Origin of the sequence: Pedobacter sp. MC2016-05, from assembly GCF_026239735.1 — a bacterium.
Taxonomy (GTDB): domain Bacteria; phylum Bacteroidota; class Bacteroidia; order Sphingobacteriales; family Sphingobacteriaceae; genus Pedobacter.
Genome location: NZ_JAPIVT010000012.1, coordinates 52224 through 74766 on the forward strand (window position 1 = coordinate 52224; position 22543 = coordinate 74766).

Annotated in this window: 19 protein-coding genes; 11 read left to right on the forward strand and 8 right to left on the reverse strand. The window is 37.0% G+C overall.

All coding sequences use genetic code 11. The features are described 5' to 3' along the window. Window positions 1-381 carry a GtrA family protein gene (locus OQZ33_RS15450; RefSeq protein ID WP_265799986.1) on the forward strand — a complete coding sequence of 127 codons (381 nt, stop codon included), beginning with the start codon at window positions 1-3 and terminating at the stop codon, window positions 379-381. On the opposite strand, the gene OQZ33_RS15455 is transcribed toward OQZ33_RS15450, so the two are convergent. Then, entirely contained in the window at window positions 374-496 is a 123-nt protein-coding gene (locus tag OQZ33_RS15455; protein ID WP_260300610.1) for a hypothetical protein, read from the reverse strand. The two genes, OQZ33_RS15450 and OQZ33_RS15455, sit on opposite strands and share 8 nt — an antisense overlap. A 159-nt stretch (window positions 497-655) precedes the next feature. On the opposite strand from OQZ33_RS15455, the gene OQZ33_RS15460 reads away from it, so the two are divergent. Continuing rightward, window positions 656-1537 (forward strand): polysaccharide deacetylase family protein, encoded by an 882-nt coding sequence (locus OQZ33_RS15460; RefSeq protein WP_265799987.1) that lies wholly within the window; start codon window positions 656-658, stop codon window positions 1535-1537. Window positions 1538-1540: 3 nt separating this feature from the next. Here OQZ33_RS15460 and OQZ33_RS24345 read toward each other — a convergent pair whose 3' ends face one another. The 5 genes from OQZ33_RS24345 to OQZ33_RS15485 form a co-directional block, all read right to left on the reverse strand. Further along, window positions 1541-1843 (reverse strand): VF530 family protein, encoded by a 303-nt coding sequence (locus OQZ33_RS24345; RefSeq protein ID WP_323670578.1) that lies wholly within the window; start codon window positions 1841-1843, stop codon window positions 1541-1543. Next, on the reverse strand, window positions 1788-2393 hold the full coding sequence (locus OQZ33_RS15470) for a class I SAM-dependent DNA methyltransferase (protein ID WP_265799989.1): 606 nt from the start codon (window positions 2391-2393) through the stop codon (window positions 1788-1790). The genes OQZ33_RS24345 and OQZ33_RS15470 overlap by 56 nt, the downstream gene beginning before the upstream one ends. A 56-nt stretch (window positions 2394-2449) precedes the next feature. Further along, window positions 2450-4423, reverse strand: a complete 1974-nt coding sequence (locus tag OQZ33_RS15475; RefSeq protein WP_265799991.1) for a M1 family metallopeptidase — start codon at window positions 4421-4423, stop codon at window positions 2450-2452. A gap of 96 nt (window positions 4424-4519) precedes the next feature. Continuing rightward, window positions 4520-5260, reverse strand: a complete 741-nt coding sequence (locus OQZ33_RS15480) for a hypothetical protein (protein WP_265799992.1) — start codon at window positions 5258-5260, stop codon at window positions 4520-4522. A 68-nt stretch (window positions 5261-5328) separates the two neighbouring features. Beyond that, window positions 5329-5676 (reverse strand): Spx/MgsR family RNA polymerase-binding regulatory protein, encoded by a 348-nt coding sequence (locus OQZ33_RS15485; RefSeq protein ID WP_265799994.1) that lies wholly within the window; start codon window positions 5674-5676, stop codon window positions 5329-5331. A 237-nt stretch (window positions 5677-5913) separates the two neighbouring features. On the opposite strand from OQZ33_RS15485, the gene OQZ33_RS15490 reads away from it, so the two are divergent. The 3 genes from OQZ33_RS15490 to OQZ33_RS15500 all read left to right on the forward strand — a co-directional run bounded on the left by OQZ33_RS15490 (window position 5914) and on the right by OQZ33_RS15500 (window position 8662). Beyond that, the gene (locus tag OQZ33_RS15490) at window positions 5914-7452 is read left to right on the forward strand and encodes a sensor histidine kinase (RefSeq protein ID WP_265799996.1); all 1539 of its coding nucleotides are present in this window, start codon (window positions 5914-5916) and stop codon (window positions 7450-7452) included. Window positions 7453-7632: 180 nt separating this feature from the next. After that, complete coding sequence (locus OQZ33_RS24350; RefSeq protein ID WP_265799998.1) at window positions 7633-7800, forward strand: GIY-YIG nuclease family protein; 168 nt, start codon at window positions 7633-7635, stop codon at window positions 7798-7800. Between the two features lie 187 nt (window positions 7801-7987). Next, window positions 7988-8662: a LytR/AlgR family response regulator transcription factor gene (locus OQZ33_RS15500; protein ID WP_265800000.1), complete on the forward strand. Its 675-nt coding sequence runs from the start codon at window positions 7988-7990 to the stop codon at window positions 8660-8662. Here OQZ33_RS15500 and OQZ33_RS15505 read toward each other — a convergent pair whose 3' ends face one another. After that, window positions 8663-15082, reverse strand: a complete 6420-nt coding sequence (locus OQZ33_RS15505; protein WP_265800002.1) for an alpha-2-macroglobulin family protein — start codon at window positions 15080-15082, stop codon at window positions 8663-8665. It lies immediately after the preceding gene. 477 nt (window positions 15083-15559) lie between these two features. Between OQZ33_RS15505 and ribH the strand changes: the two genes are divergently transcribed. Together ribH and ytxJ are read left to right on the forward strand one after the other, a co-directional pair. Then, window positions 15560-16051 (forward strand): 6,7-dimethyl-8-ribityllumazine synthase, encoded by a 492-nt coding sequence (gene ribH / locus OQZ33_RS15510; protein ID WP_265800004.1) that lies wholly within the window; start codon window positions 15560-15562, stop codon window positions 16049-16051. A gap of 258 nt (window positions 16052-16309) precedes the next feature. Then, complete coding sequence (gene ytxJ, locus OQZ33_RS15515) at window positions 16310-16645, forward strand: bacillithiol system redox-active protein YtxJ (protein ID WP_265800005.1); 336 nt, start codon at window positions 16310-16312, stop codon at window positions 16643-16645. A 108-nt stretch (window positions 16646-16753) separates the two neighbouring features. Here ytxJ and OQZ33_RS15520 read toward each other — a convergent pair whose 3' ends face one another. After that, the gene (locus OQZ33_RS15520; protein ID WP_265800006.1) at window positions 16754-18265 is read right to left on the reverse strand and encodes a malate:quinone oxidoreductase; all 1512 of its coding nucleotides are present in this window, start codon (window positions 18263-18265) and stop codon (window positions 16754-16756) included. A gap of 382 nt (window positions 18266-18647) precedes the next feature. Between OQZ33_RS15520 and OQZ33_RS15525 the strand changes: the two genes are divergently transcribed. The 4 genes from OQZ33_RS15525 to OQZ33_RS15540 all read left to right on the forward strand — a co-directional run bounded on the left by OQZ33_RS15525 (window position 18648) and on the right by OQZ33_RS15540 (window position 22519). Continuing rightward, on the forward strand, window positions 18648-19943 hold the full coding sequence (locus OQZ33_RS15525; protein WP_265800008.1) for a hypothetical protein: 1296 nt from the start codon (window positions 18648-18650) through the stop codon (window positions 19941-19943). Window positions 19944-20099: 156 nt separating this feature from the next. After that, the gene (gene lipA, locus OQZ33_RS15530; RefSeq protein WP_265800009.1) at window positions 20100-20993 is read left to right on the forward strand and encodes a lipoyl synthase; all 894 of its coding nucleotides are present in this window, start codon (window positions 20100-20102) and stop codon (window positions 20991-20993) included. Between the two features lie 114 nt (window positions 20994-21107). Continuing rightward, window positions 21108-21659, forward strand: a complete 552-nt coding sequence (locus OQZ33_RS15535) for an RNA polymerase sigma factor (RefSeq protein ID WP_265800010.1) — start codon at window positions 21108-21110, stop codon at window positions 21657-21659. Between the two features lie 2 nt (window positions 21660-21661). Beyond that, entirely contained in the window at window positions 21662-22519 is an 858-nt protein-coding gene (locus OQZ33_RS15540) for an anti-sigma factor (protein WP_265800011.1), read from the forward strand. The last annotated feature ends 24 nt before the right edge of the window (window positions 22520-22543 follow it).

Below are 22543 nucleotides of genomic sequence, written 5' to 3' on the forward strand. Positions count from 1 at the left end.
ATGGAGTTATTTTTTCGCATTCTGAAATTTGGTATAACGGGCTTGCTTGGAATGGCAATTGATTTCGGCGTGACCTGGCTTTGCAAAGAGAAAATTAAAATAAATAAATACGTGGCCAATGCGCTAGGCTTCATTTTCGCTGTCACTAACAATTATCTAATTAATCGCGTTTGGACTTTTCAAAGCACCAACATCCACTGGGGAACCGAGTTTAGCAAATTTATTGTGGTAAGTGTAATTGGATTGGCATTAAACACCGTTATTATATATCTTTTCCACCAACGTAAAAACGGCACAAACTTTTATGTGGCTAAGTTTTTTGCTATCGCGATTGTTTTTGTTTGGAACTTTATCGCCAACCTGATGTTTACTTTTAGGTAACGTTTTTGCCGATAAAATAGAATACCACCAACCAGATTAATCCTTTTATCAGGAAGAATAAAAACCCGATTAAGCCCACACGCTTAAACCATAATTTTAGTTTTTCTTTGTTCATGGCGATGTGGTAAAGATAAAATTTTTGCCTTAAATTAGAAAGATTTTAAATAAGCAAAAGATGAAATGCTCCAGGTTCTTTTATTTTATTATTTCTATTCTTCTTCTCAGTACCAGTTCGAGTTTGGGTCAAACTTTTAAATCTATTAAGAAATACAAGATGGAATATTTTGTAGCGAATAAGGGTACTGAAAAACTAATCGGTATTCGAAGTTTCGCGAATGATGGGCAACGATATTTATTGCTTATTAATCCGCAGACGCTTGATAGCAAAGTTGACCTCGCTTCAAATTATGTTATAAGTAAAACATCATGGACACAGATCTTAACCGAATTTAAAACCAGCCCATACATAAAATCTTTAACTGCAGCTGCCGCAAAAGATTTTCAAATACAAGATGCAGGCATCGATAATGCTATACCAGAAGAACAAGGAATAACATTAACGATTGATCTTTGCCCCTCTCACAAACCCTTAGAAAGAATTATTTTTCAATCGGTATTCGATGAATTTAAAAAGATAGTGCAGCCAGCGCCTCTAGCCATTTCGGTTTCGGGAAAATGGATGCTTAAACACCAGGACGACCTAAATTGGCTAAAAAGTTTGGTCAACAAAAAAGACTTAGATATCACCTGGATAAATCATTCTTATAATCATGAGGTAAACAATCTGCCTCTGGCCGAAAATTTTTTACTAGCACCTGGCACCAACCTGGATACAGAGGTTTTAGAAAACGAAAAACTAATGCTCAAAAATGGGCTGACACCTTCTATTTTTTTCCGTTTTCCAGGTTTAGTTTCCGATAGAAGTATTGTGCAAAAAATTGAAGCTTATGGCTTAATCCCAATTGGAAGCGATGCCTGGTTAGCAAAAGGACAACAAGCAAATAATGGAAGTATTGTGCTTATCCATGGTAATGGAAATGAAGAGCTTGGTGTTAAAGACTTTCTGGAGTTATTGAAAACGAAAAAGGAAGAAGTTATCAGCAAACAATGGCTGTTGTTTGATTTGAGAAAAGGATTGCAAAAAGTATATGAGTAAACGCTATTTATGAAAAGTATCTAAAAACAAATCTTCAACTTTTTTACGAGCCCAAGGCATTCTACGCAAAAAGTTGAGGCTTGATTTAATGCTTTGATTGTTGTTAAAACAGTCGATTCTAATTAGCGACCCTAACTGCTCCCACCCATAATGCGCTTGCAAATCAGTAACGATTTTCTCAAGAGTGATTCCATGAAGAGGATTATTTTTCTGTTGATCGGCCATGCACAAAGCTAAATAAATTATAAAACTATTGCGGATTAAATTGTGAGAGCCAAACCGTTGCATTGCCGCACGAAGGATCATTTACGGTTTGATTTAAAATTTTAAATTGGTTTTTAACCAGCAAGTTGTGGTATTCGTCGGTATCAAGCGAAGCATGGAAAAGATTTTCGCCACCATTTATTCCCCACGCCTCTCCTCTTTTGGTGCCCGAGGTAAATAAAATTATTCCATTTGGAAGGAGATGATTGGCAAATATCTCAAACATTTTCGGCTGATCCTCCGTGGGTAAATGAAAAAAACTATGCCAGGCAATGATTGCATTAAATTTGGTTTCAAGTTTAAGCTTGCGCATATCTTGCAAGAGAAATTCTTCTGACGGAAAATTTTGTTTAGCCAGTGTCAACATTTTTTCACTTGCATCAACACCTGTTACCATAAACCCTGATTGCAGGAAATATTCCATAATAGGTTTTCCGTTTCCACAGCCTAAATCTAGCAGGCTTGCACCCTTTGGTATTAACTCAATAACTGTATCCAAATAACGTTTCTCCATTAAATTACGAGGCCTGTTTTCCCCAAACCAATCGGCAATTTCATTATAAACTTGAAAAACGTTCTTTTTTTCATTCATCACCATAAAAATAAAAGCCCTTAAATTTGCATTTAAGGGCTTTGAAAAACTGAATATTACTTTCCTGCGATCCAGGTATTATTTTCAGGATTCGAATCTGGTAAAACCTTATTTGGATCTAAGGTAACTGATACTATTTCTTCAGTGGTTGGGAAACGCACCAACCAGGAGGTATTTTTCATCCAAACATCAACAGGTACTTTTACAATACTTTTTTTACCACTTTTAGTTTCTACCTGAAGGATAATTGGCATTGGCATTTTTTCCAAATTATTTACACGGATAGAATATCCTGATAAGTTTCCATCTTGTCTAATTTCCTCAACCGAACCAATGGCCTGATCCATTTTCCAGCTATTTAAAAACCAACTTCTCCAAAACCACGCTAAATCCTCACCTGCTGCATTTTCCATCGAGCGGAAAAAATCATAAGGAGTTGGGTGTTTGTAAGCCCAGTTTTTGATGTATTGACGAAACGCATAATCGAATCGGTCCTCACCTAAAATTTCATTTCTCAAAATATCTAGTCCCCAGCCTGGTTTAGAGTATAAGTTAATGCCAATATTTGCCTCCGTCATTCCATCAGGCATTTGCATAATGTTTTCATACTTAGGATTACCGATATAGTTTTTGCCTATAAAGTTCATGTTGGTTGGGCGACCAATATATTCTCCATTATTGAAGTTTTTAGCCGAAATGCCGTTGATAAATGTATTGAAACCTTCATCCATCCAACCGAATTTGCGTTCGTTCGAACCCACAATCATTGGGAACCAGGTGTGACCAAATTCGTGATCGATCACGCCCCAGGCACTGCCTTTTTTAGCCTTCCAACCACAAAAAACAATCCCTGGATACTCCATACCACCAATATTTGTAGCAACGTTAACTGCCATTGGATAAGGATATTCGAACCATTGTTTGGAATAATGTTCGATACTGGCTTTAACATATTCTACCCCGCGGCCATAACCATCAGCTCCATTACTTTCTACAGGTTGCGCAGAAACTGCTAATGATTTTTTTCCACTTGGTAAGTTGATGCGAGCAGCATCTAAAACAAAAGCTTTCGATGAAGCCCAAGCCGCATCGCGGGCATTTAAAATTTTAAACTTCCAGGTTAATTTATCTTTCGCCGGACGAGATTTAGGATCGGTAACCTCCGCCTCAGAACGGATGTGAACTGTTGCATCGCTATTTTTAGCAGCATTCCATCTTTGCAATTGTTGTGCAGTAAAAACTTCTTGTGGGTTTAAGAGTTCTCCAGAGGCCATTAAAATATGGGTTGCTGGTGCTGTTAAAGCCATAGTAATATCGCCATATTCGCAGTAAAACTCTCCACCGCCCCAATACGGTAAAGTATTCCAGCCAATTACATCATCGTAAACACACATGCGTGGAAACCATTGTGCAATGGCATAAATTTCGCCGTTTTTAGTAGTTAAATGACCAGTTCTATCCGATCCTTCTTTAGGAACAGTATAAGAATAGTCGATTTTAATAGTTGCTACATCGCCATTGGCAGCCATCGGCTGATCCAAACGAATCTGCATACGGGTGTCTTCAACAATAGAAGTGAATTTTACTGCCGCAGCTTTTTGAGATACACTTACATTTTGAATTTTGTAACCTCCATCAAATTTTTCGCCTTGCGCACCATAACGACTACGGGCTGGAGTAACTTGTTTGCCACGAGAATCTTCCTTAAATGTATTTTGATCTAGTTGTAACCATAAATACGGTAACTTATCCGGGCTGTTATTCTTATAGGTTATGGTAACTGTTCCGGTAACCAAACTTTTTGCTTCATCCAAATTGGCTGTAATGTTATAATCAACACGATTTTGCCAATACTTTGGCCCTGGGATTCCCATTGCTGAACGAAACTCGTTTCCGTTTTGAGTGTAAAACAAAGGCCCGAAAGCTTCAGCAGGATTGTAATTTGTAGCAGGAGCGGTTTGCTGAGCATTTGCCGAAATAACAAAAGCGCAACAAACAACACACAAAGTGAATAATTTATTAATTTTCATGAGTTTAATAAGTTGTTATTTGATCGTAAAGATAAAAAATAACCACATATAGCGCTATATGTGGTTATAATATTGATACATGAAAGTTTTAGTTACCTAATTTGGCTTTAACTTCGGCAAATCTTGTAGTTTTCTTTGCTGAGGAGTTAATTTTTGCCAAGCAACAAAGGCTTTTGAGATGTGATAATCATATCTGAAAGGTCTTTCTGCTTTGACCGACTCTATTGACGGCCTATAAATGATCATAAAATGTTTGAGATCTTCGCCTTGAAGCTTTGTTAAATCGATAATAGTTTTCTCACTAAAACCAGCGTCAATTTCTTCCTGGTACATTTCTTTTTCTTCTAGCTCGGCTTCTTTTCTTTGCTCCCGCTTGTATTTTCCGTAACCAAGATTCAGGTTTAAACCACCAACTTTATCTTTCATGCGCTTTCTACCTAAATTACCGCCGGTATTAAGTAGCGTGTATTTTTCTGCCAATGGGTCTTTTGCATCTGTAATCTGGCTATTCATTCTCACCCCTTTTACATCAACATCCATCAGGCTGGTCGATTTTACCGGAAGATAAATGCTTCTATTCAATAAGCTGGTTAAGTAAAGCGTATCGGTATGGTAACCAACGGCAGAAAACTCAATTAAATCTCCTACAGAAGCAGGAATGGTGTACTTACCTGTACTTGAGGTGGTGGTTACCTTTTTGCTATTTAAATTTCTGACAGAGACACCTGGTAACGTGAGCGATTTTTTATTGTAATCGAATACAGTACCAGTGGTAATTGTTTGCGCAAAAACACCAACAGGAAGGGCAATTAAAAGAAAAATAATCAGCTTATACATAAATCAAAAGTAAGTATTAAAATGTTCCAAAGCTGTAATTAACAAACTTTAACACTATAACAACTGGATCAGCCAAGTGTTTGCGTATAGCGATCCTCATCAAAAGAAATTAATATTGCTTTACCATCTTTCTCTATAATCGGGCGTTTAATTGCGCTGGTATTTTCCATCAGATAGGCGATCGCCTTATCTTGTGTATCAATCGCAGCTTGTTCTTCTTTCGACAATTTTTTCCAGGTTAATCCTTTTCTATTCAACACCGTTTCCCAACCGAAAACTTTGCTCCAAGAGTTTAGCTTTTCGGCAGTGATTCCTTTCTTTTTGAAATCATGAAATTCGAAATCAATTTGATGAGCCTTTAACCAATCGAGTGATTTTTTTACTGTATTACAATTTGGGATTCCGTAAACGATCATTTGTGTTCTAAATTTTAAGTGAAGTTGGAATGCCGAAGATAATAAAGTGTTGTAAGTTGTACATAATAAGTTTTAGGTTTAAGAGCCAAGTCGCCCAACTTAAAACGTATAACGTATAACTTTCCAAGTAAAAAGTACAACATAAATAGTTCATCACATTTTTACCCCCATCCATCACATTTTAAAAAATTGAAGTGAGAAGAGTTAGTAACATTGTGGTATAAACTACAACACATTATGATTATTCTTTCTGGCGAAGACCCGACAATGAAAACTAAAAGCATCAATCAACTTGAATTTTGGATTTCGACAGCACTTTACGTTCTGGCACTAATTGGCATATGTACGTCTACGAGTTATGGCACCGCAAACGCTTATCGTTTTATCGAAAATCATTTAGAATACAGCAGATTAACTAATTTCTTTCTGCCAGAAATTTTTAAAATAAGCATTCTTTATATCAGCTTCTTACTGATTAACTTTTGCTTTATGCCACAGCTAGCGAGAAAGAACAATGTAGTTTTAAATATCATTCTTACTGTAATGGTCACCGGAGTTTCCGTAATCATTTGGATGGTTGCAAATACCTATTCTCAAGCCGATCGATTGATTGAAGAGGCCGATATTAATCATGCTTACGCTATTTTATTTGGAGAAGCTTTCACCTATATTTTTTTACTCTATTTACTGTTCAACATTTATGCTTATTTCAACGAGAGAGGAATATCATTATTGGAGAAGATTCCATTTTTGAAACGTTTCAAGACAGATATTCTGCTGGAAATTTTCACATCGGCTAAGATATGGCTAATTACGCTAATGGTGTTTGCGGTTGTTTTTTCTCCAACACGCGATTATGAATTTGTGGTGATCTGGCTAATTGCTCCGCCTGTAAATATCTTATTGGCCTTCTATTCAATTTATGAGATCATTCCAGGCCTCCGGAAAAAGGGAAAAAGATTTGGCCGATATTTTTGGGGGAATGTTGTTCTTTCCATACTAATCGTTTTATTACTCTTGATCATGCTTGCAGCCTTCATGAGAAATGGCGATGCATTACCTATAGCACTAATTTTTACTTCTATTAGTCTTGTCTGCATTACTACGCCATTGGCATGGTACATTTATAAACATAAATTTGAGAAACAAACGGAAATCCAAATGCTCAAAACTGAGCTAGGAAAATCGGATGCAAGTTTAAATTTTCTTAAATCACAGATTAACCCACACTTTCTATTTAATGCATTAAATACGCTATTCGGTACGGCACTTCAAGAAAATGCAGAGAGAACGGGTGAAGGCATTCAAAAACTGGGCGACATGATGCGGTTTATGTTGCATGAAAATACACAAGATAAAATTTCATTGACCAGGGAAGTTGAATACCTGAACAACTACATCGACTTGCAAAAACTCAGAACATCGCGTTCTGGCGATATAAGAATTGAAGCGCATATTGAAGAACAACTGAATAGTTTGCAGATTACACCGATGTTATTAATTCCATTTATCGAGAATGCTTTTAAACACGGCATTAGTTTACAGCAACCATCATACATCAAAATGACTTTGCAAACAAAAGAGAGAACGTTATTTTTCGATGTGAGCAACAGCATTTACATTAAGGCAGACAACGATCCGGAAAAATTGAAAAGTGGCATCGGTTTAGAAAACGTAAAGCAGCGATTGGCTTTGCTGTATCCAGAAAAACACGAATTAATTATCCGCGAAAGTGCAAATGAGTTCTTTGTGCATTTAACTCTGCACTTGGATTGATCCTTCGACTACGCTCAAGATGATTTAAAGGTTAAATCGAGAATATGTTTTGATTTGTTTTTTCGTACGGAGGTCACCCTGAGCGTAGTCGAAGCGCCTTTTCTTTAATCAACAAACAGAAACTATAGCAATTATTATTTCAATAAAGGTTTGTATCTTCATTACCAAACAACTCTAAAAGTGGAGCAATACACCGTATATATTTTAGCTTGTTCTGACAAATCGTATTACACTGGCGTTACCAATGATGTCGATAGAAGACTCTATGAACACCAAAATGCAATCAATCCTGAAAGTTACACTGCTAAAAGAAGACCACTAATTTTTAGTATTTTGCGAACATTTTAAGGATATAAACGACGCAATAGCTTTTGAAAAACAAATAAAAGGCTGGTCAAGAAAAAAGAAGGAAGCGCTCATTAGTTCAAATTGGGAACAATTAAAAGAATTATCCCATTGCACAAATATGAGCAGCCATAAAAACTACCAAAAACATTAGGCTTCGACTAAGCTCCGCCTGACAAACGCAAAAACTATGATTGCCATTGCTATAGATGATGAACCCATTGCACTTGAGATTATAAGCTCCCATGCATCAAAAGTTCCTTTTGTAGACTTACAGCAAACTTTTACTGATGCTTTTGAGGCAATTGGATATCTCCAAAACAACAAAGTCGATTTAATTTTTCTGGATATTAAAATGCCCGACATCAGCGGGATAGATTTTTTGAAGAGTTTGAGCAATCCGCCGATGGTTATTTTTACAACCGCCTACACGGAACATGCGATCCAGAGTTTTGAACTTGATGCTGTTGATTATTTGTTAAAACCTTTTTCTCTTTCGAGGTTTTTAAAGGCCTGCAACAAGGCACATGAATTATATAATCTGCGTGGACAGAAACAGGGAGCAAAAAATGAATATATTTTTGTGAAGGATGGTTATGAACAAATTAAAGTTGAACTAGATGAAATCCTGTATGTGGAAGCTTCAGGAAATTACACCCAGATTCAATTAAAAGACAAGCTTTTGAGCTCAAGGATTACCATTAATGATTTGGCAGAACTACTTCCGAAAACTGATTTCATTCGTTGCCATCGGGCATTCATTGTAGCTAAAAACAAAATATCCAAATTTGACCGCAGCCAAATTTGGATAGGAGAAAAAATCATCCCGATTGGGGCAACTTACTCCGGTATTCAACTGCTGTAGTTAAGGTTCAACTGTTACCCTAATCCCTGCAGAATGCGTAGTAAATTCTGGTGCATACATGCTTTGCAACGTCGTAATTCCGTTAGAAAAGTTGCCGGCATGCGTAACCCTGAGTGGGTATTCAAAAACATAAGTTCCTTTGCGTAAATAACTGATAAAGAAATTGGTTGAAGCATCTTTCGTACTTTCATAATAACCTAAACCATCCTGATATTTGAATTGAGAAATCACATTAACCGGCTCAAAACCAGATGATCGCATATCTTTTAGATGAACATATTCCATATCTCTATCACAAAAAATTTCAATCCTCACTTTTAATAAATCGCCTGGAGCTAATTTATTTGAATTTGTTAGTGCGGTAAGCAAATTTCCTTTATCGGTTTGTTTTTGGAGGAATAATTGTTTATTTATTTTCACCCCCGTTGCAGCGGATGTGATTTTATCCAACTGCTCGAAATATTGCCAATAATATGCACCCCAGGCCATACTTTTATTGTTGTTTGTAATTTCTACCTTAGCCATTTCGGGTTTAACATTTTGCCCGGCAATGGTTATTTTTTGATAGCCTGTTCCTGCTTCTCTTTCGGAGTCTGCAATGCCCATTTCGGGGAATGATTTACCGCCGATCACAATCTCCGGTGCTGCTGATTCATTTAATAAATCGTATCCCCGCATCAGTAAAGCATAACTTGCAGCAGCCGTTGCTTTTGTAGTTTTCCAGTCATTGGTCTGCTTATTTTTTAGCAACCAAATTTTCATTTCTTCCACGGAGTGCGTATTTTTTGCCACCTCGTCGAAGGCTTCTATTAACAAAGCTTGCGTTTCAATGGCACTTTGATACCAAAAATATCCGTTGCTATTATCTGCCCAATACATACCCAGTTCATCATGATGCTGTGCCGTTTGTTTTAGTAGTCCTATCACTTTTAGTGCCTCAGCTTCACGCCCATTTCTATAGAGAACTATGGCTGCCTGTGCTTGCTGATAGGGATCTAAATATTTCCATTTCGAAGTAAGTATTTTTAAGAAATAATTAACTGATTTAATATAACTAGGATCATCATTTTTCTGCTTTGCATAACTGCGGGCATATAAATAGTGGAGGGTTAAATAATTAAATCCTTGTCTTTTAAGCTTAAGATCCAAAGTATAATCTTCAATCAATTTAGCATCCAAATAGCCGATAACTTTCGAAAGCATCTGATTCAATTTTGGAAAAGCTATTTCATCGATTAATTTAAGGTGTTTCAGTTGCCCCATACCCATTGCAATGTGTTGGGTGATGTATCGATCTTCCTGCATTCCTGTAAACCATGGAAATGCACCATTGCTAAACTGCATGCTCTCCAATTTCTCGAAATTCGCTTTAAGCTCATAAGTCATCCTGTTCAAATCAAACAAAGTAGCTAAGCGTTTCTTCCGCTCGGTTTCATTATTAGCTTGTCGCACCCATGGCGTTTCTTCCAATAAAATTGATTTTAAAGCTGGGTTTTTCTCCAAATTGGATACTAAAGCTTCGCCATTGTTGATTTGTTGCCAGGATTGGAAAACCGTCTTTATTTTGGGCGATGAATTGATGATGCCTGTTGCAAAACTGTTGGCGTAAAACCTGCTGAATGTTTGCTCGGCACATTCATAAGGATATTCCATTAGATATGGTAGAGCCTGCACCGCATACCAGATCGGATTTGAAGTAAACTCAAAAGTTAAGGCTTGGTTTCTTAATGTTTTCGAATCTCCCGCATGCAGTAATTTATCCATAGTGAAGGTTTTTTTAACACCTCCACGAACGTTTATCGGCATACTTTCAGTTACCAACATAGAATTTGGTAAAACCGGGATGGTCATTTCTTCTCCATCAGCATAATTTTCTGATTGAGCGGTAAGTTTATAAGTAATCGCTCCAATGCCTGGAGGAATGATCAGAGACCATTTTAATGCCTGGTTCCCGTTATTTTTCAATTGAATTTTTTGCTGAACCGCATCCTTATTGCTTACAATCGAGATCTTTTTCCCTGTAATGGCATCTGTCAAATCTAGAATGGCAAAACCACCAATCGGTTTACCAGAGAGGTTATTGAGCTTAGCGCTAAACAAAATAGTATCTCCTTCACGAAAAAAACGTGGTGTATTTGCCGAAATGGAAAGCTTTTTCTGCGTAACCAATTCTTTGGTAATGATTTTTGTTTTGAAATCTTTGGTATGTGCAAAACCCATCATTTTATACCGCGTTAACGATTGTGGAATTGTAAATTCTACTTCAATTTGCCCTGACTGATCGGTTTTCAACTGCGGATAAAAGAAAGCGGTTTCAGTAAAATTGGTACGTGGAATAACTTTAGGCTTTTTAACAGGCTTACCATTAACGATGTAGGTATCCGTCTTCGGATCGTAGCCTTCGATACTCACAAAATCGTAAACTTTATTATCATCAACAGCAATGGCCACTCTCAGCATTTCAGGGGCGGGAGCTCCAGCCCGATCATACGCCACGCTGGTTGTTCCCCGTAATTTGATGGTTGTTACAGGGCCGCTTCCGGCCAACACTTCAACCTCTTCCCTTAAACTGGATACACTACCGGTTACATTTTTCTTTTGTTGGGCTCCGTAGCCTGTAACAACAATCTCATTTAATCCTTGTCTATCCTCCATCAATTTAAAGTCGATTCTTTTAGCTGTTTTAACTATCGCTGTTGCTCGGTGATATCCAATATAACTCACAGTTAATTCATCTCCGCTTTTAGCATCAACACTATAAATGCCATAGGCATCAGTAATTACCCCTTTTTTACCAACTCTTACGGCAACTCCGGGCACGCCATAACCATACTGATCGGTTACAATACCATATACCAAACCATATACCTTTAACGAAGCAAGTTTTTTGGTTGCCACTTCGCTGTTAGATTTTCGATTATTAGCCTCTACTCCAGCCAAATATTGCGTGTAATTATATTTTAAATTGTAGCTATTGAAATCGAAGCCGTAATAATTTATCGCTTCGTATTCTCGCTTCCTTATGTCGTAATAACCACGATATCGGTCTTTGTGCCAGATCTCATTCCCCATTTGTATCGCAGTGAGATTATAGCCCCAGCTGTAAATATTGTAGTTGTATTTAGGCGAAACGATTTTATTCCAGCTCATGGTTTTTAAATCATCCAACGATGCATCATATAAAGACACCACCATTTCAGCCATTTGTTTCTCGCCCTTTTTATCAGTGATTTTTAATTTCCATATATCCTTTTCACCTGGCTGTAGTTTATCTCTGAAACTTGTAAAATTAATATCTAACTCTTTACTTTCATCCACAATGGTGATTACATTCATAGATTGGAATATTCTACCATTTTGAAGTAAGGTAAATTGAACAGCGAAGCCTTCTACAAATTGAGCTTCTGGCTTGATATTTATTACTTCCTGTTTATGGGTTAAATTAAACCAAACCTTCTTTATAACCTGGTCTTTGTAATACACTTCATAGTAAGCCCTGGCATTTGGCAAAATACTGGCAAACCTAAAAACAGCTGATTCATTAGGTGTCACAACGGTCTTCTCCGCTACAAGCCACTCTTTTGCCAGTAAAATTTTCTCGCTTGGACTTTCGTAAATTCGTACAATTTTCTCAACAATGATAGAATCCAGATTCTCATTAAGTGCTTTAAACTTCACCTTATAATATCCCGAAGGAAGTTTAACGCCCTTCATTTCTAAAGTACCAGTACCCTGTTCTACTTTTTGATGCTGGACAAAACTGGTTTTACCTGTCATCCAACTTTCAGGAGTTCCATCATTCTCATATTCATCGTAAGGAAATTGCTTAACAAATTCGGCCCTGCTCAGGTTGTATTTTTCTACTTTACCTAAGGTATTTGGATAAACCACTCTACCCGGATATTCCAGTTTGTACCACTCTACAGTTAATTTGCCATTAATTGGCGCCTTATTTAAATTGGTAATTTCGAAAGCTAGGTTATCCCTCCAGTTGGCAGTAAAGATATTTGCAGGCATATCCACGTTAAGTAAAACATCACTTTTGCCAGCATTAATAAACTGTGATTTGCTTCTTGTTTCGCCATTCACATCAGTGATATCGACATTGATTTGATAGGAATATGCATTAATGCTGGTATTCTCTGCCGCAGCAAAAAAGCGAATGTCAAAAACACCCCCGGCTTTCGTTTCAGTTGTGCCAATAGCTATTTGCTTACTCGGACTGTAACCATAAACACGATCATTGGACGAGAGGATATTTCTGGTAATAACATACTTAACTTTTGCACCAGAAACGGCATAACCCGCAAAACCAATTGCCTTTCCCTGTACAAGTATCGAATCGTTCAACTTGTATTTTTCATTCAATGGATTAAATGATACCTCGAAAGTAGGTCGCTTATACTCCTCTACCTGAACATCAACATTACCATAAGCTGTATTTATGCTCATCCTGCCGTTTAATTTACCCATTGGAATAGTAAACGAACCGTGGAAAGTGCCAAACTCATTCGTAATTTTTGAAGTTTTTTCAATCTCCTTTCTGTTGGCATCATTAAAGGTGATTTCGATAGTTGATTCTTTTAAGATCCGGTTCTTGTCATCCTCAAATTCAAAATAAATTCCTTTATAATAAACGGTTTGTCCTGGCCGGTAAATTGGCCGATCGGTAAATAAAACCACTTTCGACTTAGCAGACATATATTTATAAAAACGCTGGTTAATATCCATTATAACAGTATCATTGCCATAGATGGTTTCAATACGGTTTACCGATGCATTTAGCGAACTCTCTGCAAATCCATTTTTATCTGTGTTTAAAGTTCCCCTGGGTTTATATACATATTTTCCATCCTCATATTCATTATTTTCCTCATTTATAATTGCATTTATTATAGCCTCTCCCGTGGAGCTATTGGAAACAAAATATTGATGATTAAGGATTTTTGTGATTCGATTGGTTACAGCCAGATCGGTAACTTGAAAGGTTAGGTAGTTAAAAACCGCATTATTGCCGGTAGTATTGGCGATGATAACATATTGGCCTTTCTCCAAACCATCTAATTTGTCTATTAAAGTGTGCTCCTGATAATCATCAGTTTCAGGCAAGCTTACCATCCATTCTTTTTGGATTTTATTTGTAGCGATGAATTTCTCATAATCTTCCAGATTGCCAAGGTGAAAACGGTTGGTAATTCTGCTTACCTTAAAAAGCTGTAATGAAATTGCATTCGTATTTTTATACCTAAAACGTATCTGTGCTGGTTTTTTTGGGACTAGAAATTGACTCATCTTAATTTCCAGCATTTTACTTTTTATGTCAGCAGTTAACTTTTCGAAGTTTTTGGCACCATTACTTTTCGGGTAGGCTTTAATAGCCAGGTTGCCCATCGCTAGCAACTCCTTTAAATCTATATCCTGTTTTGGAATTTGAAGATTTCGCATCTCGTATTTTTTCGATGCAAGTTCAAAAAGTACATCGGCATACAGTTCTGATGATTTGGAGAAATTGGCAAGTTTTTGGATCGCTGCATCATAAAGCGCCATTTTATCTTCGCGGGTGCTTCTGGAATAAACGTAATTTAACCGTTTCAGATCCACATCAACTAAAGCACCGATATTATTACTTTCTTGATGGCTGCGGATAAGTTTTTGGAAAATGGCTAATGCCATTGATGCGAATGAAGTCGAATCGTTAGTTGGAAGCTCAATTTTTAAAAATGCCTTATCATCGTCAAACCATTTCACATCATTAAAATCGATTGCATCATCATTTTTGGTAATTTCTATTTGTGCATTTACCAAAACATCTATAGCTCTATGTGCCAGCAAATCATAAAGTGTAGGCCTTAAAAACCTATTTTGTTCATTGCCAATCATCATTTCGCTCAGACTATCAATTTTTGTGTTTTGCAAAATTTTACTTTCTGCAATTGATCCTAAATAATTTTTAGCAGTTTCCTCTAAAAATTTACTGGCTGGCCAGGTTTTTATATCATCACTCAGTTTTAATTCGACATTGGTGCGATTAAGCAGCTGGAATCGATTCTGATCGTAATATCTCCAATAACTTTCGGCTAGTAATGATTGTAAAATACTTTTGGCGGGCTGGTGGGCAGTAAGAACATCCTGTTGTAGCTCTTTATTTATTTTTCCAAACGCATTTTCTTCCAGGTAACCCTGAAATAACATTCGATACATGGTTGCCTTAATGATGACAGCTGTTTCTTGATCTTTTCGGGCTTTTTCGATTAACTTATTTAAGATTGGGATGGCTTCCTTCGGCTTTGTTGCGAGAGCGAGAGAATCTATAGTTTTAAAAGCTGACTGATAATAAGTTTGCTTCTTTTGGGAAAAAACGGATGCGGAATAAAAGCAAAAAGAAATGATTAGCAATAAGATTGGTAGCGTTTTTTTCATAACCGGGGATTTAAACCTTAGATGGAATATTAAAATGGATTCCATAAATTATTTAAACATATATCTGATGAGTTACTAAACTAAACAATTTTGCACTTCCCACTTGACCAAGTTTCGCCGAAAAGCGTAAAGAGAATCTTGAACAAGCACTTGAAAATATTTAAGCGAAACTTTGGCAGTTTGCTTTCGAAGGCTTAAATAGTAGCAAAGCATTAAGCATTTTAAACCTGATCGTAGTGAACACGAAACCCGATTTTTCTATCGGGTGAGTAAAACGGAGAGCGGGACGAACATTTAATTGAAATACTGGTTTTGCTTTCCAAATCAATCAAAATATTTCTTTCTCTGCTTTAAAATGATTTCACGTAGCTCCTTAACGAAAAATCTAGGTTTAAAATCAACTTGCCTTAAATTAAAGTTACAACATTTAAACATTAAGCGCTTTCAACATTAAACGCTTAGCATTATATTTGCCACATGTCTACACAACTAAAAAATCTTTCTGATTTCTCTCATACCACTGTTCCGAATGGAGCGAACTATAAATTTGGAATCATCGTTGCAGAGTGGAATGCCGAAATTACTGGCGCTTTGTACAATGGTGCATTAAAAACTTTGTTGGATAACGGCGTAGCCGAAGAAAACATTGTTTCGTTACCAGTGCCTGGGAGTTTTGAATTAACTGGCGGAGCGGAAATTCTGCTAAGCAAAAGAAGCGATATTGATGCCGTAATTTGCTTGGGTTGTGTTATTCAAGGGGATACAAAACATTTCGATTTTATTTGCGATGCTGTTGCACAGGGCGTGACTAATGTGGGCATTAAATATAGCAAACCTGTTATTTTTGGTGTTTTAACTACCAATAATTTGGAGCAGGCACAAGATCGTGCTGGAGGGAAACATGGTAATAAAGGCGATGAAGCGGCCATTACTGCAATTAAAATGGCCGACTTTTCTGCCAATATTTAAAATTGTGTTTTAATAAACTATTTGTACCTTAGCGCTTTAATCTCCCTATCTAATGAAAAAAGTTGCCATCTTATTATTGGCGGTGTTTTGCACCATTACCATTTTAGAGTCATGCTCTTCAAAACTTTGTCCTGCTTACAGCTCTTACCCTGAAGGTAAACGCAGAAGAAACTAAGATTAAAACATCAAAATTTCATTTTACAGTCATCTGCAGAACTTTATTTAGCTGCCTGTGTTTACGTATAAAACAATATTATTATGACTTGGGTTAACTTAACTTCGATAGATCAGCTTAATGAAATAAAATCAGCAAGCGGATACAGCCTTATTTTTAAGCACAGTACACGGTGCTCAATTAGTTCGATGGCCAAAAGAAATTTTGAATTTAGCTGGGATGTTATCCCGGAGGATACCAAACTTTATTTTCTGGATTTAATCGCCTACCGGGAAATTTCTGCTGAGGTTGCCCATCTTTTTCAGGTTACACACCAGTCGCCACAAATTTTATTAATTAAAGATGGAGATTGTGTTTTGGAAGCCTCACACAGTGATATCTCTGCAGAAGAAGTAGCTGAGGTAATTGTTGCAGCATAATCAAAAAATATTTAGCAAAAAGGGGCGCAACTTTAAAATCTGCGCCCCTTTTTTATTGTTTCCTATCTTAAAAATGTGTTATTTCCAATTTAGAAAGGATAACAAATTTTAGCTAGCTTTTTCTATTTCTAAAACTCTTGATGTTCTCGCTCTGGTTTCTTTGCAAAGTTGAGGATTGTTAGCCAGCTCTTTACCGAAAGTAGGGATCATTTCTTTCATTTTAGCCTGCCATTCATCAGTTGACAAATCGTCTTTGAAACAACGACTCAGTAATTCGATCATAATTGATACCGCCGTTGATGCTCCTGGAGAAGCGCCCAGTAATGCCGCTATAGAACCATCGCCAGCACTTACTACTTCAGTACCAAATTCTAAAATACCCCCTTGTTTTTCATCCTTTTTAATTACCTGAACACGTTGGCCAGCATATTCCAGTTCCCAATCTTTCAATTGGGCTGTTGGTAAATATTCTTTTAAAGCTTCTAATCTATCTTCAGGAGATTGCCTTACCTGTTCAATTAAATATTTAGTTAAATCGAGGTTGTGCAAACCTGCAGATAACATCGGGCGGATGTTATTGAATTTGATCGATTTTGGTAAATCTAAAAACGATCCATTTTTTAAAAATTTGGTAGAAAAACCAGCGTAAGGACCGAACAACAAGGCCTGTTTACCATTAATCATCCTGGTATCTAAATGCGGTACCGACATTGGTGGAGCGCCAACTGCGGCTTTACCATATACTTTAGCATGATGTTGTTTAATGATCTCTTCGTTAGTACATTTTAACCATTGGCCACTTACCGGGAAACCACCAAACCCCTTTCCTTCCGGGATATCAGATTTTTCGAGCAATGGCAATGAACCGCCACCAGCACCAATGAAAACAAATTTAGCAACGCGTTTGCGTTTCTCTTTTGTTTCTAAATCCTTAACTTTTATAACCCAGTTACCTTCTTTGTTCTTCTGCAAATCACGAATCTCATGATTGAAATAAAGACTCACATTGGATTGCTCTTTAAGATGATTAAACATGTCGCGGGTTAGTGAGCCGAAATTAACGTCGGTACCTAAATCCATTTTTGTGGCGGCAATTTTATCACTCTTTTTACGGCCATCCATAATTAATGGTGCCCAATTTTTCACCACTTCCGGATCTTCGGTATATTCCATGTCGCTAAACAAATCACATTGCTGCAAAGCGTCGTAGCGTTTCTTTAAATAATCTACATTCTTTTTGCCCCATACAAAACTCATGTGTGGAATTTTCCGGATAAAATTCTCGGGGTTGGAGATTAATCCTTTTTCGATAAGATAAGACCAGAATTGTTTTGAAACCTCAAAATGTTCGGCAATTTGAACCGCCTTTTTAGTTTCAACCGTTCCATCTTTTTTTTCAGGCGTATAATTTAGTTCGCAAAAGGCAGAATGTCCGGTACCGGCATTATTCCAGGCATCCGAGCTCTCTGCTGCTGCAATATCCAATCTTTCATATATTTCAATACTTAAATTGGGTTCTAATTCTTTTAATAAAACACCAAGTGTTGCGCTCATAATTCCAGCGCCAATTAAAATCACATCTGCGTCAGTTTTACCAACTGTCTTTATCTTTTTTGTCATCTTATTTTAAAGGAGTTACAAATTTAGGATCATTTTAAACATGAAACGAATTTTCGCATATGAAAACTAAAAAATGGCTAAAAAATGTATTTTTATTTGAAACCGGTAGCATTAATTAGCATAATTAAATTGAAACGTAAATTTTTATAGCTAAATTATTAAATCTTCATTAGGATTATATTAGAAATCATAACCCGATAAACAATTGATTTGTTTTTGCCCATCAAACAATGGGTTCTGCATCTATCACACACGAATAATAAAATAAATGCAGCAGAAATTTAGATATTGTAGGCGAATAGTCATCCGAAAAAAACATCCCACTTCAAAAGTATATTTTTATTTAGTTGAAGCGTTTGCTTCTTTTAACGGAGTGTTTAAGATGAAAAATTTAATTCTACTGATTTGCATCATTGTATTTACCGGCTGTTCCGGAGAAAAAACCGACGAGGTTTTACTTCAATTGGATAAAGAAAAGCTTAAGGAAAATATCAATTACGACAAGATCGTGTTTTACAAGTTTGCCAAAATAGCGGTACGTTCAAATGCCGTACTCGATACCAATATGGTGGAATACCAAAAGTTTTCATCACAAACCCGAAACATCTTAAAAACGATGGATCAGCTCGATACCAATAAAAAAAGTATCTCTGTGATGGAGGCGCTGCGACTTTATAATGATTATCGTAAAGTAAAAAAACTGGTCAAAAATACCGACGAAGATGTATTTCCTAGCCTAGTACAAGGTTTTAACATAATGTATGGAGCACCAAAAGTTGACATGAATACTGTTGATCCCAAAGAGAAAACACGCGTTCAGAATATCGAACACGCGATTCTAAGCATGGCGGTTTTAACCACAAGAGACTTAGGTCAGCCGTTTGCCTTGTATGAATGTTCAAAAACACAACCAGAGCTTTTGGACGATTCGGAGATTAAAACGCTTTTAGAGTTTGTTCGAGGCTTCCTTTTCTTTGGCAACAACCTTTATTACTTATCCGAAGATGGTTTATCTCGCAATATTAAATGGCTTGATAAAAATGAAACTATTCCCATGCCATATACTAAAGCTTTTTTTGGCTGGAGAAATTTGAGCGATGCACAAGCACATACCGCTTTCCATGGAATGAACTACCTTTTTAGAGGGTTTGATAGAATGCGAATGGAAAGAAAAGTTGATGAAGAAAGATCTTTGGAGGATTTTGACTCTTTCGTTAAGGATATGAACAAGCTTGGCTTAGAAACTGAATTAGTTTGGTTGGTGGATGCCTATCTGAATTTGAAAAGAGAAAAGCCGGAGAAGGCAATTCCGGCTTTAGAAAAATTAAAAACGAGTCCTTTATTTTCTGACAGTGAACGTGAGGCCATCCAAAAAACCATCGATTATGTTAAAGATCGTGAGCCGGATGCTGCTTTGAAAGGCGTTTATGACAAAGCATTTATGGCCAGGCTGGCTTCAAAGTATATGATTTCAGTATTAGCGAAAATTAATTGGGAGAAAGTGATGAGAGAAAACAATGTTCCACACACAAAGGAAATCTTTGCGAACATCAATAAATTCAAAGAAATGTCTAATGCGGTAAGCCAATATACTCAACCCTCTACTATTGAAAACGGCAAAAAGGAAATCACTAAAAAGGGCAGCGAGTTATTGGATAAGGCAAAGTCATTATGGTAAAACAATTTTTAAAAGGACGTTTTCAAGTGCTGAATTCTAAAAATTTAATTATCAACAGCTAAACCTTTCCTGAATTGCTCGCTTTGCAACCAAACATTACAACAGAACAACATTTCGATATTACAACATTTCAATCCTAATCCTTAACTTTGCGATATGATTGATTTACCGGTAGTACCTGCTGTAACTGAAGTTAAACGTAAACCCGATTGGTTGCGTGTAAAATTGCCTGTTGGAAAAGAATATGCACAAGTTCGCAGTTTGGTAGATACACATAAGTTGCACACCATTTGCGAAAGCGGAAATTGCCCTAATATGGGTGAGTGTTGGGGAGCTGGCACAGCAACTTTCATGATTTTAGGTAACATTTGTACCCGAAGCTGCTCGTTTTGCGCAGTTGCAACCGGCCGTCCTTTAGCGGTTGATGTTGATGAACCTAACCGTGTAGCCAATTCTGTAAAACTAATGGGCGTAAAACATTGCGTTATCACATCAGTAGATCGCGATGATTTAAAAGATGGTGGCTCAATTATCTGGGCAGAAACATTACAGGCCATACGTAAGGAAAGCCCGATTACAACGCTAGAAACATTAATTCCTGATTTTAAAGGTCAGTGGGATAATTTATACCGGGTATTGGAAGAACGCCCTGAAGTGGTGTCGCACAATATGGAAACTGTAAAGCGCTTAACGCGACAAGTGCGTATTCAAGCGAAATACGATAGAAGTTTAGAAGCACTGAAACGAATTTCAGAATTCGGTTTAAGAACAAAAACAGGCATCATGCTTGGGCTAGGTGAAACTGAGGAAGACATCTTTGAGGCCATGGATGATTTAGTTGCTAATGGTGTTCATATTTTAACACTAGGTCAATATTTGCAACCAACCCGCAACCATCACCCGGTTGTTGATTGGATTCACCCTGATACTTTTGCCATGTATAAAGAAGTTGGTTTATCTAAAGGTTTAAAGTATGTAGAAAGCGGCCCGTTGGTACGTTCATCATATCATGCTGAAAAACATCTTTTCCCAATTGAAGGAATTGCTTAGTATCCAGTTTTTGCCAGGCTCAAAAATGTTTCCAAAATAGCATTCCTTGCGGGAATTGATTATAAAAACATTTTTTTGGTTTTGCTGTTGTGTATTGTATCTTAGTAACCAATAGTGACTGCATATAAAAAATTAACCCTAACCGAGCCTGAACTTGTTCTCGCCCTGCATTCGAAAGATCCTGCGGTGTTGAAGACCTTGTATAGCATGTATTCCTCTGCACTTTACGGTGTTATTTCACGCATTATTACCCATACTGAGTTAGCGGAAGATGTTTTACAAGAAACTTTTGTGAAGATATGGCAATCTGCAGCACACTACGACAATACCAAAGGACGTTTGTTTACCTGGATGATGAATATCGCCAGAAATTTATCTATTGATAAACTCCGTTCTAAAGACTTTAAGAATTCACTTAAAAACCAAGATATAGAAAATAACGTAAGTTTCGTTGATGAGCAAAACAAGGTGACTTTTAACCCGGACATACTTGGAGTAAAGCAACTTGTAGAGAGCCTGAAACCAGACTTACAAGCAGTTCTCAATTTAGTTTATTATAAAGGCTACACGCATGTGGAAGCCGCAGAAAAGTTAAATTTGCCATTAGGTACGGTGAAAACCCGTATTCGCCTGGCTATTATTGAATTGAGAAGGAGTTTTAATTGAACGTGGAAAATTTAAAAGCATATATCGAATCTGGAGTACTTGAATTGTACGTTTTAGGTGATTTATCGCCGGAGGAAGCGTTACAGGTAGAGGAAATGGCAGCTCAATATCCTGAGGTTAAAAGTGAGTTAACCGCCATTGAGATTGCCATGGAAAGTTATGCTATGGAAAATGCTGTAGCGCCATCTGCAGATATAGAAACCAAACTATTTGAAAAATTAGGATTAGGAAAAAATGAAGGAGTAGAGGCAATGTCTACAATCCCAGCCTACACTGAAGAAGCCAAAGTAGTTAAATTGGATAACAGTGATAGTAAAGTTAGAACATTACGTTTTGCATTGGTTGCTTGTGTTGCGTTATTGATTATTAGCACTGGAGCACTTTTCATCACCTATAATAAATTAAATGCTGCTCACGATCAAATAGCCAGCTTAAATCTCGATAAAGAAAAATTTGCCGGGGTAGTGAGTAAGCTTGAGTTTGAGAACAAAGGTTTGGATAATATGGTGGCCATGAACGACAGTAAAGAATGGACAATCATTCGAATGGCTGGACAGGCTTTTAGTCCTAAATCTAAAATGAATGTTTATTGGAACAAAAAGGATAAAAGTGTATTGATCAACTATGTTGCTATGGATTTACCAAAAGCCGACGCTGAACACGAATATCAGCTTTGGGCATTAGTAAATGGCAAGCCAGTTAGCTTAGGCGTATTTGGAAAAACAGATTCTACTTCAACAGAAGCCTTACAGAAAATGCAGGCCATACAAGAAGCTCAAGCCTTTGCTGTAACACTTGAACCAATGGGCGGAAGCGTTAACCCAACTATGGAAAAACTAGCTGTAATGGGTGGAGTATAAGTAAATCTGGTTACAAAATATATA